This window comes from Rhodococcus sp. ABRD24, assembly GCF_004328705.1.
Classification (GTDB): domain Bacteria; phylum Actinomycetota; class Actinomycetes; order Mycobacteriales; family Mycobacteriaceae; genus Prescottella.
This window is the reverse complement of sequence record NZ_CP035319.1, coordinates 174,054-195,489: the sequence shown is the minus strand read 5'-3', so window position 1 is coordinate 195,489 and position 21,436 is coordinate 174,054. Positions and strand designations below refer to the sequence as shown.

Sequence of the window (21,436 nt, the reverse complement as noted above, 5' to 3'; positions counted from 1 at the left end):
GCTGGTCAGGCGCGAGCTGCGCAGACGCCGTCAGTTTCGGAAGTCCCCTGCACGGATTTCAGAAGTGGTCTGCACACGGTGACGTGTCGCTTGCTCCTAGGGTCCTCGGATAGCTCGATGGATGCGGGAGTTGGGGCTTGGCCGTGGTCCAGTTGTCGTTCATCGTCAGGGTCTGCTCGAGAAGGGCGTCGGCGCGGGCTTCGAAATCGTCGAGGACATTGGCGACGTCTGCAAGCGCGTCGACCGCGTCGCGGCGCGCGGCGAGGGCGCGATGGTAGTGGTCGCTGGAGAGCTGTGGCGGCTCCGGTGGCGGGGTCGGGACAGTCGCAGCGGTTTTCGTTCGTGGCCGGCGGGGCGGGAGTGGGTGGGTGTCGTCGTACGGCATGGCGCGGGTGATACCGGACCCGTCCTGGTCGGTCTTCGACTTCCGCAGCTGCACATGCAGACCATCGTGCCGGTGCCGGGTGACGTGGCCGGCCCGGGCGCCGTGAAGCCCGCGGCGTGGAGGCGGCCCCATCTATCCCCACCGGCACCGGCACTGGCCCCGCTTCGGTACTCGCAAAGCGGGGACCGGAGAGCCTTCACCGGCAAAGACAATCGGAGGCATCAACGCGGATTCCCTTGTCGTAGTTCGCGTATCCGTGGGGTCGAAGCCTGCGTACTCGCGCAGAGTGGTCTCCGTTCGCCGAGACCGCCGCTGATTCGTGTCGTAGTCGATGTCCACAGGTCGAGCCTCTATGGCTGTGCGACACCAGGGAACACGACAAAGTCGATGTCGCTGCACGGGAGGGATGCTCCGTGGTCGCTGCGCTGATGCCTCTGTCGGGGCACCTCGGGGTCTACGCGCAGAGACGCCGGGTAGTCGTTGCACGACGGATCAGTTCAGGGCTGTGATGAGTTCACCGATGGTGTGGTCGGATTCGAGGTGGTGGCGGAGGCGGCCATCGATGTTGACGGTGTAGGAGTTGCGGCGGCCGTTCTTCGTTCGGGTGAGGTATCCGTCCTCGATAAGGTCGGCGATGATGGCCTGCACGGCGCGTTCGGTGATTCCGACGGCGAGCGCGAGTTCGCGCATGGTGAGGTCGGCCTCGCGGGACAGACACAGAAGCACGTGCGCGTGGTTGGTGAGGAATGTCCAACCCCGACCCGCTTTGGGCGCCGGGCCCGCGGCGGCACGATCGGGGCGAATGGGGGCAGCATCGGTGTCGTGGTGGACGGCCATAGAGGCACAATAGACCATCATCGTTTCGTGTATCCCTTTTCGTGTTTTCTGCAGGGTGCTGGGTCGGCGACCCGCGCCGAAGAGGTCGGCGTTGGCGCGCTGTCCGTTGGTGTCATCGTGGAGCGGGTGCGGATCCAGCTTGCGGCGATTGCGGCCGTGAGGACGGCGATGACCACGGCCAGCGAGACGGTGGTGGGGATCTTGTAGACCTCGAGGAGCAGCATCTTGGTTCCGACCCAGACCAGGACGACGGCGAGGCCGAGTTTGAGGTAGACGAAACGATGCATCAGGTCGGCGAGCATGAAGTACATCGCGCGCAAGCCCAGGATGGCGAAGGCATTCGAGGTGAAGACGAGGAACGGCTCGCTCGTGACCGCGAAGATCGCCGGGATGGAGTCCACGGCGAAGATGATGTCCGTTGTCTCGACCAGCACCAGGACCGCCAACAGGGGGGTGGCCACCCAGCGCCCGCCTTCCCGGACCCAGAACTTCTGACCGTGGTATCGGTCTGTCGTCGGAACCACGCGCCGGAACCCGCGCAGCACCAGTGACTTGTCGGGGTCGATGGTGTCGTCGCGGTGGCGGGCCATCTTGATGCCGGTGACTACCAGGAAAGCACCGAAGACGTAGAGGATCCAGGCGAAGCTGGCGATGAGGATCGATCCGGCGGCGATGAACGCCCCGCGGAAGACCAGGGCTCCCAGGACGCCGTAGAACAGCACGCGATGCTGGTATTCGCGCGGCACGGCGAAGTAGCTGAAGATGATCGCGAAGACGAAGACATTGTCGACCGCGAGAGACTTCTCGATCACGTACCCGGAGAAGTACTGGGCCGCGAACTCGCCGCCCCACATCCACCAGATCAGCGCGCCGAACCCGAGCGCGAGCGTGACCCACACGGCCGACCAGATCGCCGCCTCTCGGACGCCGACGACGTGCGCCTTGCGGTGGGCGAACAGGTCCACCGCCAGCATGACCAGGATGACGGCGAGTACCGCCGGCCACATCCACAAGGGGACCGACATGAGGTGAAACCTCCAGTCCTTTCGGGTCGACTGGACCGGAAGCGGCAGGTCACTCGTCTGCACCTGTGCGGACCAGGCTTCCCGTGTGGGCCTCCGGCGAAGCGATGGGTCGCTCCACTAAGAATTATTCGGGAAGTACAGTTCATGTGTCAAGCTTCACTTTGACAGTATCGCGGTTTATAATTGGTGAATACTAGTTCGCATGTTGATCTCGACTGGCGGGCGTGACGGACAGCCGAGGGAAGGGTCGGGGTAGTTCCGATGTGGGTACAAGATGTGATGAGTCGCCCGGTGGTGGCGGTCGATGAGGACACATCGGTGCGGGTGGCGGCCGTGACTCTCGCCGAGCACGGGTTTGCGGCGTTGCCGGTCCTCACCGGCGACGGGCAGCTGGCGGGAGTGCTCACCAGTGGGGACGTGCTGCGAGCGGGCGAGCTGAGCGCAGACCTCACCGCGGCGGACACGATGACGACAACTGCGGTGGTCGCCGCGACCTACCAGGACCTCGCCGAGGTGGTGCGGATGCTGTTGCGGCAAGGCGTGCGGTCGCTTCCGGTACTCGACAGTGCCGGCCACGTGCAGGGCATGTTCAGTCGCGGTGACGCACTGCGGATCATGCTGCGGCCGGACGACGCCATCGAGGTCGGTGTCCAGGCCCGCCTCGACGACTACATCGGCCCTCGCCGCTGGCAGGCCACCGCACGGGACGGCGCGGTCACCGTGGCCGGCGCGTTCACCGACGATTCCGAGCGACGCATCGCCGCCGCGTTGGTGCGCACCGTCTCCGGGGTACGAGAAGTTACCATCACCACACTCTGATCGCCGCGCGTGCACCCCCGTCCGAGGGGAACGACTCGTCGGATCACACCTCCGGCAACACGACGTACGGAATCGACGACGAGAGAAGGTCGCACATGTCCATCAGCGCGCTCGTGGGATACGACGGCTCCCGCAGATCCGCTGCCGCGATCGAGGCAGGGTCGGCACTGTTCCCAGCAGCACACGGGTGGATCACCCACCTGTGGACCCCGCCGTTCGCCGACTCTACGATTCGGCGGCGACTGCTCGCCCGCGCCCACGATGCGGACCAGTTGACCGAGATGGTGGAGCAGGAGGGCCAGCGCGAAGCCGAACGCATCGCCGCGATGGGAGTCGCCCTGGCACAAGCCGCTGGATGGGACGCCGAACCACTCCTGAAACGGGCCTGGGGAACCGAGGGCGTATCGATCGCCCGTAGCGCCGAAGAGGTCCACGCGGACCTGGTGCTCGTCGCCTCGCGCGGGCTCGGGGGCACCCGTGCCGTCCTCGGCAGCGTCTCCGACATGGTGGTGCACTTCTCCGCCCGGCCCGTCGTCGTAGTCCCCTCCCCGATGCTCACTGCCGAGTTCGACGCGTTGGACAGCGGACCCATCATCGTCGGCTGGGACGGATCGGCCGGCGCCGAGCAAGCGATCGCCGCAGCCACCCGATTGTTCCCCGGCCGCGAAGTGCTGCCGGTCTCTGTCGACGAAGGGGACGCCGAACCTACCGCCCCTGCGCCGCGGGTCGGTGGCCGAGAAGTTCTGCGCTCTGACAGCGAACGTGGTCCCGCTTTGCACGGTCGCGGTGTCGCCGACGCACTTGTCACGATCGCGAATGCTCACGACGCCGCCGCAGTGGTCGTCGGATCTCGCGGACGCTCCGCTATTCGCGAGATTCTGCTCGGCAGCGTCGCCATGGCCACCCTGCACCACAGCCACCGGCCGGTCATGGTGGTGCCGAAGAAGCCTTCACCGACAGCTGCGCCCGGGCCCCGGACCCCGTGAAGCCCAGAACGGAGGCTGCTGTTCGCTGAACAGCCGGAGAGATCTGGCTGACAGAACGCTTCGGGTAGGTCGAGGCCGCCGCAGCTGCAGATCTGGCAGCACGGCGCGAAGCTGGTCGATGAGATCCCTTCGCACCCTCTCGAATCCCTGAGAGGCAGTCGGGCTGCCGGTTTCGAGGTTCGCACCACTGACACTGCTCCCCGAGCGCACCTACCGGCGCCGCCTCACCGCCACCGTGACGGTGCGCAGGTTAAGGGGCATGGTCGGCGCCCTGATGCGCGTCGCCGGTCACGAAGGGTCGGAGTTGGTGTTCATGGGCCGCCGAGGAGTTGGTAGGTGGTGTATGTATTGCCCCATTTGAGGTAGGCGCTGGTGGTGGCTTGGCCTCGAATGTCGTCGTTCTGGAATTGGTAGACGGGGTGGCGGGGCCAGAGGGTGCTGACGTGTTCGAGGGTGTAGTACTCCCGGTGGATGGGTGAGTGTCGCTGGTGGATCTCTTCGAGGGTGAACGTGGGCAGGTTGCTGAGTTGATAAGTCCTGCCGAGGGATTCGAGGCGTTCGGGTGGGGTGAATATGTTGATGCTGCGGTAGATGAACATCGTGTAGAGGGTCCCGGCGGTGAGCATGGCGGCGAGTGCGAGGGCTCCATATCGGACAGCGCGGCGCAGCGGCGGGTGCATCTGAGCACGGTACCGTGCGGTGGCCAGGGAACTGCTGCCCGATCGACGGGTTCGGTTGGGCAGCATAAGCGGCTGGTGTGGTCATGATGGTCTGCGATTCGACCGCAGGTCGGTTCGCCGAGCCTGGCTTGGCGATGGTGGTAGGCCCGTTCGACTCTCCCCCGCAAAGCGGGTGGTATCCCCGGTGACGATCGCGCCAGTGTGGCCGGTGCCCGTCCCAGTCGCGATTTCCTGACGCCGATCGCTGATCGGATTCATGCAGCAGGCCTGTCACGCCGAGCGGGAACTCGAACGACTGCTCGGCACCTTCGACGGCCTCGAGATCCCCACTTGCGACTTCGCGGCGGATCGCCTTCCCCCGAGAGCCCCGACGTAGCCGCTGCGTCGTCGTGGAGCGGCTCCCTCTGGGGCCATCAGTCATGCTCCGTGACCGAATGGAGCCCGGATTTGGGCGGCTCTACCAGTCACTCATGGTTCTGTGTGGGGAGCGTCGATTAGTGTAGCTATCGCACATAGTAGTGAAAAGCTGCAGGTCCCACGGTTATCGGGTCCGGACGACTCCCGGCAGGTGCGCCGGTACATGAGTTTCGGCCGTCGCACGCAGCTGTGTCGCAGAATCGGGTCGTTACCGCGCACACGGCGTCGATGGAGTACGCTCGCTCTCTTCGCCTCTGGGTGAAGTACGTGGGAGCAGTGACCCGATGCCGGAACACAAGCAGATGCAGCCGCCGGACTACTACAGCGAGCCGGGCGCGTACACGTGACTGTCTACAGGACGTCAGCGGAATTGGCCCAGCGGATCCGCGCGACTGTCGGCGACGAGATTCGTCCCGTTCACGAGTATCTGGCATCGGTGGTCGGACACGATGGCGCCCTGCGGATCGGCCGAGGCCCGGCGCTGGTGGCCTCCAGCGTGGAGCTTGACGACGTCACCGTCTCGGTGAGCGTCTCCTGGGACGATCCATCGTTCCTGGGAACCTTCGACAGGACCGCAGATACGCGACTGGTTCGGGTGGTGATCGGTGCGAGGCTGGTCGCCACCCCGGCACCCGAACATTCGTTGCCGCCGGCGGTCGAGTTGTCTCGACGAGAGGAGATCGCCTGGCTGAGGGTTGTCCTCGGGGGTCTGGCGGATTACGCCTACCGGATCGTCACCGACATGAGCGTGCTGCGTGGTCGACCCGCGTGGTTCATCGTCCTGGTCGACCGCCACGGCACACCGCGGCTCGCGCCGAGCGACTTCGAATGGATCCTCGCCAGCTACGGCGGCCGGCACGCCTACCGAGAGAAGGTGGTTCCCGAGGACCCGGACCTACTCAGAGGCCTGCGCCGAAATGGTGATCTGGTTCCAGTCGAACAGGTTCCACACCCACAAGCAGCCCCACCAGAGGTGTGGGCACAGCAGTTCGTCTCACACCTGACGGCCACCATCGCCGACCAGCTCGGCCGCACGAACATGAGCGACTGGTTCACGTTCGACGAGATCAGCCTGCACGGCACGAACCGCGTTGTCGTGCGATACACCTGGCACCTCGTCGCAGGAGACAAGGCGTACGGGTTCGACATCGATCTGGCAGGCGTCCGCGCGCAGCGTCTTCGGCTGTTCGACGACCCTCGTGCTTGTTCCGCAGCTTGGAGGATTGGGACGACGCCGTTCGATCAGCCCGTGTTTCGAGATCCTCCGGTGATCGACGGCGTGACCTGGATCAGATTCGGCGTATCGGAGTGATACACAGAAACCAACTGGCGTTCCGAGATCAGTCGTTACCGCGACCGCCACATCCGCATTCTGTGCACACCGCTACTGACGTCCGTGCCGTCGACCTCTGAATCTGACAAGCGTCCCAAGAACATGTCTCGATGCTGTTGTCCCGAACCCGGTGCTATAGGTGAGTTCTGGGACACTTCCGGCCGTGAGCGCACTGTTGGGCTACGCCCGGGTCTCGACCGCTGACCAGAACCCCGACCTCCAAAGCGACGCACTCCGCGCCGCCGGGTGCTTTCGGGTGTGGACCGACACCGCCTCCGGCGCGAAGACCGACCGCTCCGACCTTGCCGCGGTGATGGATGCGCTCGGCCCGGGAGGAGACGCTCGTCGTGCGGCGACTCGACCGACTCGGCCGCAGCCTCCTGCATCTGATCGAGGCAGTCACCGAACTAGAAAAGCGTGGGGTGGCGTTCCGCACCCTGACAGAGTCCATCGACACATCGACTGCTGGCGGGAAGCTGATCTTCCATGTCTTCGGTGCGCTCGCTGATTTCGTTGTTATCTGGACACTTCCTCGATCTGCCTCGGCTGGAAGCAAGTGGGTTGTTCGCGATCGAGCACCAGCTCATCGCCGATGCCCACGGGCGAGGCTGGGATCGTGAAGCCGACCGCCACCGGCGGATAGCCACGCGCATATCGGAAGTGTCGACGGAACCGGCTCAGCCGGTCAGACCTCGCCTGGACTGAACGGTGTCTCCTGGTAGACGCAGTAGTTCAGCCAGTTGGAGTACAAAAGGTGCCCGTGGCCGCGCCATCGGTTGAGCGGGATGGCGGTGGGATCGTCGCCGGGAAAGTAATGCGCCGGAGCTGGGACCGGCAGTCCTTGCTCGCTGTCGCGGCGGTATTCACGTGCCAAAGTGTCCGCGTCGTACTCCGGGTGACCGGTCACGAAGACCTGGCGGCCGTCCGCGGTGGCTGCCAAGTAGACCCCGGCCTCCTCGCTCACCGCCAACACGGCGACCTCACCGGTGGCCTCGATGTCGGCGGCGTGGACATCGGTGTGCCGTGAGTGCGGCGCTAGGAACTCGTCGTCGAACCCGGTGACGATCGGAGACCGCGCACCAGTGATCCGATGGGAGAAGACGCCGGAGATTTTCTGTGAGACCTCGTGTTTGCGCACACCGTAGTAGTGGTAGAGGGCCGCCTGGGCGCCCCAGCAGACGTGCAGAGTCGACTGCACGGCGCTGCGGGACCAGTCAAGGATCTTGGTCATCTCCGGCCAGTAGTCGACGTCCTCGAAGTCGAGTTTCTCGATCGGCGCCCCGGTGATGATGAGGCCGTCGAAGTGCATATGGGCCACGTCATCGAAAGTCGAGTAGAACGATTCGAGATGCTCTACAGAGGTGTTACGCGAGACATGGCTGGCCATGTGCAGCAGGGTGATCTCGATCTGCAGAGGAGTATTGCTGAGCAACCGCAGCAGCTGCGTCTCGGTGCTGACCTTCATCGGCATCAGATTCAAGATGGCGATCCGCATAGGGCGAATATCCTGATGTCCAGCACGCTCGTCGGACATGACAAAGATTCGCTCCGCCTCCAGGATGGCCCTGGCGGGAAGATCGCGCGGCATAGTGACAGGCATCGCCCAGTAGCTTAGTCCGCCTCCGATTGCCGTCAGGAACCGGAGCTTCAATAGCTCCAGCGGCGCGTCGCGAGAACAGCGTCGCGGGACGGTCTGTCCACACAATCGTCGCCGAGGTGCTCTAAGTGCGCTGTATCGACACCTCGGATGATCCAGTTCACTCGGGTGCCTGATGGCCAGGCTGGTGCGAGAGACTGGTCGGCGTGGCTGAGGGTTTCGACACCGCTAGCGAGATCTTCTGTACCACTACGGATGCCTTTGGGCTGCAGGGGATTGTGGCTCCATCGCCGTGGTCGAGGGATGTTCGGGTTGATCCGAAGGTGTATCGGTCGGCGATACAGCTGTGGGCGTCGGATGTCCGGTACATGAGCGATTCACGCGACTTGGTCTTCGGGGCCGAGGTATTCAATGACGTGTTCGCTCGCGCTCGCCGTGACCCTGCATCTTTCGAAGGATCTGACAGACCTGTTCTTTGAGCTGCGGCGCGCATTTGCCGGCGATTCGGTGTTTGAGTGGGCCTATGGCCTGAGGTGCTTCGCGATCTGCCTGTGTGAGAAGGGGGACCTGGTGAGTCAGTGGCGCGGCTACGCGGGAGGCACAGGCGGATTCGCGATTGGTTTCTCGCCCGATGTTGTCGCCAAGACCCTCGCGTTTCATCCGGAATCAACCGCCATGGGAACCACGCCATCCGGTGAGGATTCGCCCGAGAAGTGCAGGGCTGCTCCCGTATCTAGAAGCGGTACCGAACCCTGGACAGGGACGACGTCCCCGCAGTTGAGCAGCCGATCGTCGATCTGGTGGTGGGACCTGGTCCAGATCAAGCGGGACAGGTCGCCGCGGCGAGAGAGCTATTGAAGCTCCGGCGATTCGATTCTCGCGTTGTCAGACCGTCGTCCGCTCCCTGTGCAGGGGTTGACGAGGCGCTCGGCGCTCGATCTCCTCCCAGCGATGCCCAGGAAATCGTGGACACCGAGAAGTCCACCACGCGCCAACCTCTCCTCCGGCGTTGGCGCGTGGTTGTCCGTTGCTGGCCGACGCTGACCTCAGTGTCGGACGACGGATCACTCTGCGGTGAGCTCCTCGTAGTACGGCTTCATCGAGGGGTAGTAGTCATTGAAATCCGGTTGTGGCGAACCGGATTGGGCTGTGCTGAACATATCCAGGTAGTATTCCCATCCTGGGCCGACCTGTGGAACCATGGCCACCCCGTTTGCGCCGGCGAGGTGCTGGGTGAAGACGAGTTCGGTCGTTCCGGACGATTCGAAAAGACGTACTTCAAGGTCCCAGGAGCCTGCATCATCCACAGCCGAGATCTGCAATCGGTGTGGCGGCTCGCACGCATCGATACGCATGTCAGCCCAGGGCTGCCCCTCCTCGAAGGCCATCTGCACCCTGATCATGCGGTCCGGTCCGGCTTCTCCTTCCCAGGTGCCGTACCAACGGGCGGTCCGGTGAGGTTCGGTGAGGCTCGCCCAGACATCCTTGATCGGTGCGCGGTAGGTCCTCGTCAGGACCAGGTCTGCACCGAGGTCGGTGCCGACCAGTCGCCCGAGTGGGGTCGGGGTCATGCCGTTTGCTCCTTCTGTGTTTGCTGATCCGTCGGACCGGCGCGGTGTTCGCGGCGAGTCCGGTAAACCTCGGTTTCCAGTGCGTCGAGGCGTTGCATCCATTCGGCGGACGTGTCGAAGCGGGCAATCCAGGTGGCGAGCTCAGCGAGTTCTCCGGGGTGGAGCACGTAGAACCGCTGTCTGCCCACCAGCTCGTCATGCACCAGTCCGCTTTCGCGCAGCACGCGCAAATGCCTGCTGATCGCGGGTCTGGTGATGGAGAAGTGCGACGCAATGTCACCGGCGGTGCGGCGGGAGTGCCGCAGCAGTTCCAGGATTTCGCGCCGCACCGGATCGGCTATCGCACCTGCTACCGCGTCCATGCCGAAAAGGTAACTGAATGGTTACATGTATGTCCACTGATGGTGGTCGCCGCCATACGGCCTCGCGAAGAGCGACGTTTGTTGGGCCCGTGAGTCGTCTAGACCCCTTCGGATGTGACCCGATGGACTACGACAAAGCCCTTCTCGCGTTCGCAGCCTCCCGAGAGTGCACGTAATGGCTCACGTGCAGTGGTTACTGCGCTGTTTCGAGTTGTGTCCGTCGATTCATCTGGCTTCGGCACTTCGTCGATAGGCCGGCCGCTCGGGGAACCGGCCCGAGGCTGTCATGGCAGCAGCGTGAGGCAACTCGAATCGCATACGCACCGAGCGTCCTTCACAAGGCCACGCGAGCTATCGCCGGAGTGTGGTGCCCGCTCGTGCATCACATGGGCACGCCGCCGGTGTGGCTATGGAGCGAGCCACACGCAGCTCGACACCGCCGGAGAACGCTGGGGGAGCGGCGAGATCGCAACCAAGTCGATCCGGGTCTGCGTGTGGTCGACCAGAACCCGCAGGGTGTGCGTGAGCGGTGCGATGCCATTGATCCAGTCGTCGGATACGTGGAGCGGACAAGGAACAGTCGCCCGTCTTCGCGGTCCAGGTCGACCAGCATGCCTACCTCCTGGAAGTGATCCTCGGTCGAGGGCGTGTCCCAGTTCGACCAGAAGCGGTGCGGGGTGGACTCGACCTCGGACAGGGACGGGATCGTCGGACCAGTCGATATCGACGACGAGTCCGCCGGTGAGTTCGACTCGTCCGGTCAGGGGCCGGTCGGACATCCACTCGGCGCGCTCGAGGGCGTGCCCCCGGTTCGCTACGTCCGGGAGGGCGCCCACCTGCCGTTTGTGACCTCAGCGGCGATCGAAGGTGGGGGCACGACTCGCGAGTTCGAGGATCGTGATCTCAGGCGGTGCGCCGACGCGGACCGGTGGGCCCCATGCGCCGACGCCCCGGCTGGTGTACAGAACGGTGTTGCCGATTCGGTCCAGGCCCGTCACCGACGGCTGCTGCAGTGGGACCAGGTAGCCCAGCGGCCACATCTGACCACCGTGCGTATGCCCGGACAACTGCAGGTCCACACCGAACTCCGACGCCTCGATCGCCTGCTTGGGCTGATGGGCGAGAAGCAGCACGAAGCGTTCAGGGTCACGGCCGGCAAGTGCTGCGGGTAGGTCCGGTTCGAAAGGAACAGGGGAGCTGTGGTCGTGGATGCCGGCGAGGTCGATGGCCGCGCCGCCGCGCCTGATCTCGACACGTTCGTTGCGCAGTGTGTGGATTCCGAGCTGGTCCCACAGATCGAGCCAGGGTCCGCCGTCGCCGGCGTAGAACTCGTGGTTTCCGCTCACCCCGAACACTCCGAGAGGCGCGCGCAGGTCGCGCAACGGTTCGAGATCCGGACCCACCTTCGCGACGGTGCCGTCGACCAGGTCGCCGCCGAGCAGGATCAGTTCGGGGTTCTCCGCGTTGACGAGGTCGACGACTTGGCGGGTGAACCCGACGCCCCGTGCCGGGCCGACGTGGAGGTCGGTGACCAATGCGATCCGGGTTCCGGCGAATGGGCTGGGCAACCGATCGAGGGGCACCCGTACTCGCTGAATGCGTGGTCTCGCCGCCTCCGCTACACCGTAAGCGGCCGCGCCGACCGCCGCTAACGTGACAACTGCGGTGGCGCCGCGCAGGACTCGTCGCCGTGAGGGATCGGTCGGCCGGGGGCGGCCCGCCGCACGCGCGATGCCCGAGCCGATCGAGACCACGAGCAGCCCGGCTACCAGGTACAGCATGGCCGCCAACCAAACCCAGCCGACGAAGCCCGGAATGCGTGTCCATCGCGGATGGAAGACCTCGCCGGTGCCGATGCCGAGCATCGCGAGCGCCCACAGGAGGACAAGGGCGAGATCGGCGGCGCGGGCCGTTCGACGGGAGAGGCCGGTGGCGCGGACCAGACGGCGGTGTAGCAACCACGTGACGAGCGCCAGGAAGATGCCGAAGACGAGAATGCGGGTCATCTTCTAGGACAGCAGCTTTCCGAGGGCCTGCTCGAGGTCTGCGCCCTGGGCCGACGGCATCGCGATGAGCGCCCCGCCTGTCTGCTCGGCGATCGCCTGCAGTGTCGCCTGGTCGCTGTTCTCGCCGATCGAGATCACGTCGACTCGGACCGGGCGGTTGGGGTCGGTCGCGGCGAGCGCGGCAGTCAGCCGTTGCCTGGTTGTCGATGTGTCATCGTTGGGGCCGTCGGTGATCAGCAGAACCGAGTTGGTCCGTCCGGGTACGTAGCCCTTCACCGCGCTGTCGTGGGCGGCGATGACCGATGCATACGTCGATGTCGCGGTTGCGGGGCGTAAGCCAGCGAGCGCGGTCTCGATCTGCTGGCGCCGGTTTGCCTCCGGCAGTGGCCCGGTCGGCACCTTCACCTGGTATGGGCGGTTGCCGTCGAGCCCGCGACTGTATGCCCACAGACCCGTGTCGGACGCATCCGGTAGCTGCGCGATCCGTCCGGTGAGGGCGGCGACGGTGTTGCTCAACCGGGTGCCCGAACCGTCGCTGTAGCCCATGGAACCGGACACGTCGAGCAGGATCGTCGTGGTCTGGGGAACGGCAGGATTCGCGAAGGTATGCGCGAGGCCCACGGCTGCCGGTCCGGTCGCGGGGGCGAGCACCTGTCCCAGCGCTGGTGTCGGCGTCCGGTCGGTTGCGTCGGGGGTCCTCTCGCCGACGCGGAATCCGGCGTCGACCAGAGTCTGCACCTGCTCGGGCTGGCGCAGGAAGTCCACGAATTGCGCTGCCGTCCGGCTGTGGGTCTCGTCCACCCACGGAGTCGCCAGGATCGCGGCGGGATGGTCGGCGACCGGTGTGGCGCCGGCGGGGGCGAACGCGACCAGCGTGGAGGCCTTGTCTCCGGCGGCGAACAGTTGCTGTTCGGTGGCGGGTACGGCATGGAAAGACCCATTCGCCGGATCCGGCTGATCGGCGAGAGCCGCGAGAGCGTCCGTCGTGGACGGGGGGACGCCCTCGAGTACCTTCGTGCCGTTCGCGAGTGCGGCAATCGCGGCGGTCACCTTCGGCAAGGCCGCTTGTGCCTCGTCGAGGGGGCCGACCCCGGCGTCGGCTGTGGCGGCAGCGACGGCGTCGAGGGCAAGTCCGGTGGCCGCTGAGCCCGAACCGGTGGGCAGGGCCAGCCTCAGACTGCCCCAGCCGTCGAGACCGAGACCGTTCAACGAGTCTGTGCCGGCTTGCAGGGTGGTCACGTTCTGCCATCCGGTCCCCGCAGCGGTGAGCGCTTGGGACAACTCGCGTGGTACCGCGAGCACCACTGGGCTGGACGCCACAGGTTTCGGCTGGCCGGCGACGACTCCAGCGTTTGCGCCTACACGGTTGATCGACTGGCTGCCCGCCGGGATCCACAGCGCCGGCGCCGGTCCCAGGGTCTCGTTCCACGGGCCGTCCGGTGCTGCGACGAGTGCATCGGCGACGGCATTCGAATCGCTCGCGGTCACCGATACCGACACACAGTGGTCGCGTACCACCGGATTCGTGGCGGTGTAGCGGGCGGCGAGGTCACGGATCTGAGGGGCGAGGTCGGGGGCGGCTGCCACTTCGAGTGTCGCATCGCCCTCGACGCACAGTTCAGCCGCGGCTGAACCTTGGTTGCTCGTTCGGTCCCGCAGTTGGAACCAGCCGACGACGGCGAGTACCAGCAGCAGGACCGTCACCAGGGCGATCACCGGACCCTTGCTCACGCTCCGGGTGTGCCGATCACTGCGATGCTGCCCCACGTGTTCAACCGCCTTGCCTCACGCTGAAGAACCGGATTTCGGCCGGCCTTGACGAACGCAGTCTAGTTGCGCGTTATGCCGCCTTGACGGTCTCGGCCCCGACACCGTTGCAGATGTCGGGGCCGAGACCGTCAAACGTTCGCGATCAGGCGTTGGCAGCCTTGTACTCGCGACGACGGCGGTGCAGGATCGGCTCGGTGTAGCCACTCGGCTGCTTGCCGCCCTCGAGGATCAGCTCCTTCGCCGCCTGGAAGGCGATGCAGGAATCGAAGTTCGGTGCCATGTTCCGGTATGTGATGTCACCAGCGTTCTGTCGATCCACGACGGGAGCCATCCGCTCGAGGCTCGCAACGACGTCTGCCTCGGTGACGATGCCGTGGCGGAGCCAGTTCGCCAGCAGCTGGCTCGAGATGCGTAGCGTCGCCCGGTCCTCCATGAGCGCGACGTCATGGATGTCGGGCACCTTGGAGCAGCCGACACCTGCGTCGATCCAGCGGACGACGTAGCCGAGGATCGACTGGCAGTTGTTGTCAAGCTCCTGCTGCTTCTCGGCGTCCGACCAGTCGGTGCTGGGCGCGAGCGGGATCGTGAGGATCTCGTCGAGCGTCGCGCGGGGCTTGCCCTTGAGCGCGTTTTGTACCGCGAACACGTCCACCTGGTGGTAGTGCGTTGCGTGCAGCGTCGCGCCGGTGGGTGAGGGCACCCATGCGGTGTTGGCGCCGGCCTTCGGGTGACCGATCTTCTGCTCGAGCATGTCCGCCATCAGATCGGTCATCGCCCACATGCCCTTACCGATCTGCGCCTTGCCCTGCAGACCCGTCGCGAGACCTGTGTCGACATTCCAGTCCTCGTATGCGGCGATCCACGTCTGCTTCTTCATGTCGGCCTTGCGCACCATCGCGCCGGCCTCCATCGAGGTGTGGATCTCGTCGCCGGTGCGGTCGAGGAAGCCGGTGTTGATGAACACCACCCGCTCATCCGCTTCCTTGATGCAGGCCGCGAGGTTGACGGTGGTGCGCCGCTCCTCGTCCATGATGCCGACCTTGAGGGTGTTCGCGGGCAGACCCAGGACCTCCTCGACACGGCCGAACAGTTCGGTCGTGAACGCGACCTCCTCGGGACCGTGCTGCTTGGGCTTGACGATGTAGATCGAGCCGGTGCGCGAATTGTTCAGCGGGCCGTGATCGTCGTCGATGCTCAGGCCGTGGACCGCGCACGCGCTGGTGATCAGGGCGTCGAGAATGCCCTCGGGCAGCTCGTTGCCGTCGGCGTCGAGGACGGCCGGGTTGGTCATGAGGTGACCGACGTTACGCACGAACAGCAACGAACGGCCGTGCAGAGCCAACTCACTGCCGTCCGGTGCGGTGTAGGTGCGGTCGCCGTTCAGTGTGCGGGTGACCGTCTTGCCGCCCTTGTCGAACGACTCGGACAGATCGCCGCGGTTGAGGCCCAGCCAGTTTCGGTAGCCGACGACCTTGTCGTCCGCGTCGACCGCGGCCACCGAGTCCTCGAAGTCCATGATCGTCGTGATGGCGGACTCCAGCACGACGTCCTTGACGCCCGCGGCATCGGTCTGGCCGATGGGGGAGTCGGCGTCGATCTGAATCTCTGCGTGCAGCCCGTTGTTGCGTAGCAGCACCGACGTCGGGGCGTCTTTCTCTCCCAGGTAGCCGACGAACTTCTCCGGCTGCTCCAGCGTGGTGACGACCTCGTGGCCGAGCTCGATCCTCAGGTCGGTGCCGTCGATCCAGTAGCGCGTGGCGTCAACGTGTGAGCCCTTGGCCAGCGGAGCCGCGGTGTCGAGGAAGCCACGGGCCCAGGCGATGACCTTGTCGCCGCGAACCTTGTTGTAGCCGGGCTTTCCTCCGGGCGCCTTCTCGGCGCCACCCTCCTCGGAGATCGCGTCCGTACCGTAGAGGGCGTCGTACAGCGACCCCCAGCGGGCATTGGACGCGTTGAGCGCGAACCGTGCGTTGAGCACCGGGACGACGAGCTGCGGGCCGGCGGTCGTGGCGATCTCGGCGTCGACGTTGCGGGTAGCGACCTCGAACGGCGCCGGCTCGGGCAGCAGGTACCCGATGTCCTGGAGGAACGCCTTGTACTCGGCGGCGTCGAGCGGCTTGCCCGCGCGATCACGGTGCCAGGCATCGATCTGCTCCTGCAGATCGTCACGCTTGGCCAGCAGTGCCTTGTTCTTCGGCGCCAAATCGGCGAAGACCTTACCGGCGCCTTCCCAGAATGCGTCAGCGCTCACGCCGGTGCCGGGAAGCGCCTCATCGTTCACGAAGTCGTAAAGAACCTTGGCGACCTGAAGACCACCGACCTGCACGCGTTCAGTCATCGAACTGCCTCACTTTTCCGGTACCAGCAGCGCCCACAGTGGGACGCTCAACGGGACGACATATATGTTACCCGGCGGTAGTTTCGGAGCGATCTTTCCGGTACAGCTGCCGGGGCGGCATCGATACATACAGCTCAGGGCTGAGGCGCATGAGGTGGGCGCCGACTGTTCACGGACGTACGGTGCGCGTCCGCGCGCAATCTCGATCATGAAAGGCTAGTTTGCCGATCGTGCACAGATAATACTGGCCAGCCAAGGTAGCCGCGCGACGGCCTGTACGCGTAGCGACCGTGAAGGTCATCCGACGACGCCCGATACGCTCTCTGCCGTGCGTGGTGAGTACAAGGTTCCCGGTGGCAAGCTCGTGGTGGTCGACGTCGAGGTGGAGGACGGGCGTCTGTCCCGGGTGGCGCTGTCCGGCGACTTCTTCCTCGAACCGGACGAGGCGCTCGACGACATCACGGCTGCGGTCACCGGCACGCCCGTCGCTGCCGATGCCGCGCAACTCGGCCAGGCGATCTCGGAAGCGCTCGGTGACGACGTGGCAATGATCGGTTTCACTCCGGAGTCCGTGGGCATCGCGATCCGACGCGCGCTCGGCCACGCCACCGGCTGGCACGACCACACCTTCGACGTGATCGAGCCGGTCGTGCTCGACCCGGCGATGCATGTCGCGCTCGACGAGGTGATCACCGGGGAGGTGGCGGCCGGCGAGCGCCGCCCGACGCTGCGGTTCTGGGATTGGGATTCCCCGCTCGTGGTGCTCGGTTCGTTCCAGTCGGTGCGCAATGAAGTGGACGAGGAGGCCGCGGCCCGGCACGGCATCGGGATCGTGCGGCGAATCTCCGGCGGCGGCGCGATGTTCATGGAGCCCGGCAACTGCATCACCTACTCGCTGGCGGTGCCGACGTCGTTGGTCGATGGCCTGAGCTTCGAGCGCTCGTACGAGTTTCTCGACCAGTGGGTGATGGGTGCGCTCGCCGACGTCGGCATCAAGGCTCGCTATGTGCCGCTCAACGATATCGCCTCCGAACAGGGCAAGATCGCCGGTGCCGCCCAGAAGCGATTCGCCGCCGGCGCGGTGCTGCACCACGTGACGATGGCCTACGACATCGACGCCGACAAGATGACCGAGGTGCTGCGCATCGGGCGGGAGAAGATCTCCGACAAGGGGATCACCAGCTCTGGCAAGCGGGTCGACCCGATGCGCTCACAGACCGGCATGGCCCGCGCCGACATCATCGCGGCCTTCCTTGCGCACTTCCGCGCCCGCTACGACACCCGCGAGGGCACCTACTCCGACGCCGAACTGGCTGCCGCGCGTGAGCTGGTCGATGCCAAGTTCATGGCCCCCGAATGGACCTACCGGGTGCCGTGAACGCCGGTGCCGCGCGCGAAGTGGTGCCGTGCGCGCGCAATCGTGCGCGCGGGACGTCACTTTGCGCGCGACGGCGAATCGACTGGGACATCGGAGCTACGGGCGCATTCCGCTGAGGGGTGAGGCCCGCGCCGGTCTGTCCGCCGACGGTGGCTGCCGCGAACGAGGCGCCCACGGGCACGGGAGCCGCAGGGCGCCGAAAGGCTGTTGCGGGAAACTCGCCCGATGTGCTCGAAAGTGTCCCCCAGACCGTCCACCAAGGTGGCTGTGACGGACGGATATTGCTACTTGGTGAGCGCCGCCGACAGTCCTCGGCACCGTGCGAGCAACTCCGAGCGCAGGGTCGCGGCTCGCTCCGACAGCGCGACCTGTTCGCGTACGTACTCGGCGCGGCCCTGGGGGGTCTCGATGGGAACCGCGTCGTAGCCGTAGCTGGTGAGGTCGTACGGGCTGGCCTTCATGTCGAGTTCGCGCGCGTCTGTTGCCAGACGGAAACAGTCGATGACCAATTCGGACTCGACGAGCGGGCCGAGCTTGGTGGCCCACTTGTACAGGTCCATCCCCGCGTGCAGGCAGCCAGGCTGCTCGCGGGCGATCTGATCGTCCCGGCTCAACGGCACCTCGTTGCGGGGCGCCGCGTCGCGGGTGAAGAACCGGAACGCGTCGAAGTGGGTGCACCGCAGGTTCATCGACTCGACCACCTCGTCGGTACCGGCATGCCCCAGGCGCAGCGGCACCGAGGAATGCCGGACAGCGTCCTCTCCGCCGCGGTACACCATCGCCCACTCGTGCAGGCCGAAGCAGCTCAGCTGGGGGCGCCGGGATTCGGTGGCGGAGAGCAGGGCCGTCACGAATTCCACGGCGGGGCGGCGGTGCTCGAGTAGAGCGGGGGAGACGGTCACACCCACGTCGGTGGCCGCGTAGCCCGCGTACTCGAGGTAGATCGCCGATTCGGCGCCACCGAGCACTGTGCCGAATCCAGGGTGCCAGCGCCGCAACTGATTCGGACGGACGCTGTAGTAGGTGAACAGGAAGTCGTGCACCGGGTGTGTGACGCCCTCCGCCCGGCGCCGCAGGTGCGGCCCGACGAGATCCGCCACCACCTCGAGGTGGCGGTCTCGTCGGGCAGTCCACACAGCTTCTGGCAGAACTGCCGAACTCACTGCTGTCAGCTCGCCTTCTGACCAGGAATCGCGTCGTCGATCCGGTGTGTGCCGTCGCGTACGGTACCGACGAACTCCTCGACCAGGTCTTCGAGCGCGACGATGCCGATCACCCCGCCAGCCGGATCGGCCACCGCGCCCAGGTGTGAGCTCGCACGCCGGAGCCGAGTCAGTGCGTCGTCCAGCGGCAGCGCCACCGGGATCGACGGTAGACGGCGGATGTCGGAGCGCGGGATCACTGTCTCCGGACCGGCGGAATCGTCGGCCACCTGATCGAGCACGTCCTTGAGGTGCAGGTAGCCGGCCAGCGATCCGTCGGCCGCGCGCACCGGGTACCGCGAGTAGCCGGTTTCGATGACCGCCTGCTCCACGGAACCGAGTGTGGTGCCCGCCGCGGACAGTGGCACGGTACGTACCTTGTCCAGCGGGATCATCACATCGGCGACGGTACGGCCCGCGGTTTCGAGCGCCTGGGTGAGGCGCCGATGCTCTTCCTCGTCGATCAGGCCCTCGGTGTGCGACTCGCCGATCATCTCCGAGAGTTCGAGCGCCGACACGGTCGCGTCGAGTTCGTCCTTGGGCTCGACGCGCAGCATCCTCAGGATCCCGTTGGCAGTGATGTTGTAGAACCCGATCAGCGGGCGAACCAATTTGATGAACGCCAGGTGCGCGGGTACCAGCAGCATCGCGGTCCGCTCCGGTCCGGCGATGGCGATGTTCTTCGGGACCATCTCGCCGAGCAGGATGTGCAGGACCACGACCAGGGACAACGCGATCGCGAACGCGATCGGATGCAGCAGCCCCTCGGGCACACCGAGCGCAGCCATCGGTGCTTCGATGAGGTGGGCGATGGCTGGCTCGCCGACCTTACCGAGCAGGATGGAGCAGATCGTGATGCCCAACTGTGCACCGGCCAGCATCAGCGACAGGTTCTCGCCGGCGGTGATCACGGTGCGCGCGCGCTTCTTGCCTTGTGCATGCAGCGCCTCGAGCCGGTCTCGGCGTGCGGTGATGAGTGCGAACTCGGCGCCCACGAAGAACGCGTTGCCTGCGAGCAGGACGACGGTGAGGAGCACTCCGAAAAGGTCATTCATCGGTTGACTCCAGTCGTCCGGCGCCGATGGACGGGACCGGTGTGAGCAGCACCCGATCGATCCGTCGGCCGTCCATGGTCAGTACGCGGGCGATCCAGCCGCGGCCGTCGGGCCCGATCGGCCTGCCCGACGCGTCGGGCAGCGGAACATCGTCGCCCTCTTCGGGGATCCGGCCCAGGTGTGTGAGCACCAGGCCGCCGAGTGTGTCGTACTCGCCCTCCGGAGCGGTGTACCCGGTTGCCCGGGTCACCTCGTCGGTGCGCAGCAGGCCAGAGCACGACCAGCTGTGGCCGACGCGCTGGACGTCGATCTCCGGCTCGTCGTGTTCGTCGCGAACGTCGCCGAGGATCTCCTCGATGAGGTCCTCCATGGTGACCATGCCGGCCGTGCCGCCGTACTCGTCGACGACGAGCGCGACTTGCATGCCGTCGGCACGTACTTGTGCCATCACCGAGTCACCGTCGAGCGAGGACGGAACCACCGGGACTCGTTGCGCGATGGAAACCAGCTGCGTGGTCGCGCGGCGGGCCGCGGGCACCGTGAACGCCTGCTTTATGTGTACGACGCCGACCGTTCCGTCGAGGTCGCCATCCACGACCGGGAACCTCGAGAACCCGGTGCGCGACGCGGCATCGATGAGATCGATGACGGTCGCGTCGGTGTCGAGGGACTCGATCTTCACGCGCGGAGTCATCAGTTCCTCGGCGCTGAGATCACCGAACCGCAGAGAACGGTTGACCAGCAGCGCGGTTCCGGCGTCCAGGGAGCCACGTTCGGCGGACGTGCGGACCAGCGAACCGAGCTCCTGCGGGGATCGGGCAGAACGCAGCTCCTCGGCCGGTTCGATGCCGAGCCGGCGCACCACCCAGTTGGCGGTGCCGTTGAGCCCGTTGATTGCCCACTTGAAGATCAGCGAGAACCCGGCCTGCAGTCCGGCGGTGGCCCGTGCGGTCGGCAGGGGCTTCGAGATCGCCAGGTTCTTCGGAACGAGCTCGCCGAAGATCATCGAGAACGAGGTCGCGATGATCAATGCGAGGGCCAGGGATATACCGCTCGCGGTCGATGCGGACAGGCCTACACCGTGGAGCACCGGAGTGATGAAGCGGGCCAGAACTGGTTCCGCGAGGTAGCCGGTGATCAGCGTCGTGATGGTGATGCCCAGCTGAGCACCGGACAGCTGAAAGGACAGCGTGCGATGTGCGTGTTGCACCTGCCGGGCACGGCGGTCGCCGTCGCGGGCATGGGAGTCGACGGTGCTGCGCTCGAGTGCGGTAAGGGAAAATTCCGCCGCAACGAAGAGGGCGGTGCCTGCAGTCAGTGCAAGAAAGCCGACCAGGCTGAGTGTGGTGAGGATGATCTCTGCGATGTTCACGTCAGCATCGCCCACCGTGATGTTCGGGGCCGCCGGGTTTGTCTCCCGGCTCGGTAGAGGAGCCCTCCGAGTTTTCAGCCGAACCCTCAGCGGATTCGGAATCCGCTCCCGGGCAGGCTGCTACGGAGGTCGCTACGGCGTTCGAGTCGGGGGGCGTGTGTATGGGTGCCTCGGGCACCTGGGTCCTCTCTGTCGGGCGGCGTCTTCCGTGACATACAACCGGAATGACGCCGCACGTATTTCCGGAAATTGATCCTCCATCATACCGGCACATACCCGGATGGGATGACACCGACGATGCCG

Annotated in this window: 18 protein-coding genes and 1 pseudogene; 6 read left to right on the top strand and 13 right to left on the bottom strand. The window is 65.7% G+C overall.

What is annotated here, in order from left to right:
• Positions 1–58: 58 nt before the first annotated feature.
• From ERC79_RS23805 to ERC79_RS00765, 3 genes are all read right to left on the bottom strand, one after another.
• A complete protein-coding gene (locus tag ERC79_RS23805; RefSeq protein WP_131574900.1) occupies positions 59–517 on the bottom strand; it encodes a hypothetical protein in 459 nt (152 codons plus the stop codon).
• Between the two features lie 360 nt (positions 518–877).
• Positions 878–1,222: a winged helix-turn-helix domain-containing protein gene (locus tag ERC79_RS00770; RefSeq protein ID WP_131574898.1), complete on the bottom strand. Its 345-nt coding sequence runs from the start codon at positions 1,220–1,222 to the stop codon at positions 878–880.
• A gap of 17 nt (positions 1,223–1,239) precedes the next feature.
• Positions 1,240–2,247, bottom strand: coding sequence for a TerC family protein (locus ERC79_RS00765; RefSeq protein ID WP_131574896.1), 1,008 nt, complete (start codon positions 2,245–2,247; stop codon positions 1,240–1,242).
• Positions 2,248–2,508: 261 nt separating this feature from the next.
• Between ERC79_RS00765 and ERC79_RS00760 the strand changes: the two genes are divergently transcribed.
• The gene (locus tag ERC79_RS00760; protein WP_131574894.1) at positions 2,509–3,066 is read left to right on the top strand and encodes a CBS domain-containing protein; all 558 of its coding nucleotides are present in this window, start codon (positions 2,509–2,511) and stop codon (positions 3,064–3,066) included.
• A gap of 95 nt (positions 3,067–3,161) precedes the next feature.
• Entirely contained in the window at positions 3,162–4,052 is an 891-nt protein-coding gene (locus tag ERC79_RS00755) for a universal stress protein (RefSeq protein WP_131574892.1), read from the top strand.
• A 311-nt stretch (positions 4,053–4,363) separates the two neighbouring features.
• Here ERC79_RS00755 and ERC79_RS00750 read toward each other — a convergent pair whose 3' ends face one another.
• Positions 4,364–4,732: a hypothetical protein gene (locus ERC79_RS00750; RefSeq protein WP_131574890.1), complete on the bottom strand. Its 369-nt coding sequence runs from the start codon at positions 4,730–4,732 to the stop codon at positions 4,364–4,366.
• A 760-nt stretch (positions 4,733–5,492) separates the two neighbouring features.
• Between ERC79_RS00750 and ERC79_RS00745 the strand changes: the two genes are divergently transcribed.
• Together ERC79_RS00745 and ERC79_RS00740 are read left to right on the top strand one after the other, a co-directional pair.
• A complete protein-coding gene (locus ERC79_RS00745) occupies positions 5,493–6,461 on the top strand; it encodes a hypothetical protein (RefSeq protein ID WP_131574888.1) in 969 nt (322 codons plus the stop codon).
• A gap of 184 nt (positions 6,462–6,645) precedes the next feature.
• A pseudogene (locus ERC79_RS00740) lies at positions 6,646–6,985 on the top strand (recombinase family protein); the annotation flags it as partial.
• A gap of 182 nt (positions 6,986–7,167) precedes the next feature.
• On the opposite strand, the gene metA reads toward ERC79_RS00740, so the two are convergent.
• Positions 7,168–8,070 carry a homoserine O-succinyltransferase gene (gene metA, locus ERC79_RS00735; RefSeq protein WP_347563601.1) on the bottom strand — a complete coding sequence of 301 codons (903 nt, stop codon included), beginning with the start codon at positions 8,068–8,070 and terminating at the stop codon, positions 7,168–7,170.
• Between the two features lie 420 nt (positions 8,071–8,490).
• Here metA and ERC79_RS00730 point away from each other — a divergent pair, with 420 nt between their 5' ends.
• Entirely contained in the window at positions 8,491–8,937 is a 447-nt protein-coding gene (locus tag ERC79_RS00730) for a DUF2971 domain-containing protein (protein WP_131574884.1), read from the top strand.
• Positions 8,938–9,143: 206 nt separating this feature from the next.
• Here ERC79_RS00730 and ERC79_RS00725 read toward each other — a convergent pair whose 3' ends face one another.
• The 5 genes from ERC79_RS00725 to ERC79_RS00705 all read right to left on the bottom strand — a co-directional run bounded on the left by ERC79_RS00725 (position 9,144) and on the right by ERC79_RS00705 (position 16,126).
• Positions 9,144–9,650 carry an SRPBCC family protein gene (locus tag ERC79_RS00725; protein ID WP_131574882.1) on the bottom strand — a complete coding sequence of 169 codons (507 nt, stop codon included), beginning with the start codon at positions 9,648–9,650 and terminating at the stop codon, positions 9,144–9,146.
• The gene (locus ERC79_RS00720; RefSeq protein WP_131574880.1) at positions 9,647–10,012 is read right to left on the bottom strand and encodes a metalloregulator ArsR/SmtB family transcription factor; all 366 of its coding nucleotides are present in this window, start codon (positions 10,010–10,012) and stop codon (positions 9,647–9,649) included. Before ERC79_RS00720 ends, ERC79_RS00725 begins: the two co-directional genes overlap by 4 nt.
• Positions 10,013–10,863: 851 nt before the next feature.
• Positions 10,864–12,018, bottom strand: a complete 1,155-nt coding sequence (locus ERC79_RS00715; protein ID WP_131574878.1) for a metallophosphoesterase — start codon at positions 12,016–12,018, stop codon at positions 10,864–10,866.
• Positions 12,019–12,021: 3 nt separating this feature from the next.
• Entirely contained in the window at positions 12,022–13,749 is a 1,728-nt protein-coding gene (locus ERC79_RS00710) for a substrate-binding domain-containing protein (RefSeq protein WP_242676704.1), read from the bottom strand.
• A gap of 181 nt (positions 13,750–13,930) precedes the next feature.
• A complete protein-coding gene (locus ERC79_RS00705; RefSeq protein ID WP_131574874.1) occupies positions 13,931–16,126 on the bottom strand; it encodes a malate synthase G in 2,196 nt (731 codons plus the stop codon).
• 328 nt (positions 16,127–16,454) lie between these two features.
• Between ERC79_RS00705 and ERC79_RS00700 the strand changes: the two genes are divergently transcribed.
• The gene (locus ERC79_RS00700; protein ID WP_131574872.1) at positions 16,455–17,504 is read left to right on the top strand and encodes a biotin/lipoate A/B protein ligase family protein; all 1,050 of its coding nucleotides are present in this window, start codon (positions 16,455–16,457) and stop codon (positions 17,502–17,504) included.
• A 284-nt stretch (positions 17,505–17,788) separates the two neighbouring features.
• Here ERC79_RS00700 and ERC79_RS00695 read toward each other — a convergent pair whose 3' ends face one another.
• From ERC79_RS00695 to ERC79_RS00685, 3 genes are read right to left on the bottom strand one after another with little or no spacing between them, the layout of a single operon-like run.
• The gene (locus tag ERC79_RS00695; RefSeq protein WP_131574870.1) at positions 17,789–18,667 is read right to left on the bottom strand and encodes a 3-methyladenine DNA glycosylase; all 879 of its coding nucleotides are present in this window, start codon (positions 18,665–18,667) and stop codon (positions 17,789–17,791) included.
• Positions 18,668–18,672: 5 nt separating this feature from the next.
• Positions 18,673–19,761: a hemolysin family protein gene (locus ERC79_RS00690; protein WP_131574868.1), complete on the bottom strand. Its 1,089-nt coding sequence runs from the start codon at positions 19,759–19,761 to the stop codon at positions 18,673–18,675.
• Positions 19,754–21,127, bottom strand: coding sequence for a hemolysin family protein (locus ERC79_RS00685; RefSeq protein ID WP_131580623.1), 1,374 nt, complete (start codon positions 21,125–21,127; stop codon positions 19,754–19,756). The genes ERC79_RS00690 and ERC79_RS00685 overlap by 8 nt, the downstream gene beginning before the upstream one ends.
• Positions 21,128–21,436 lie beyond the last annotated feature (309 nt).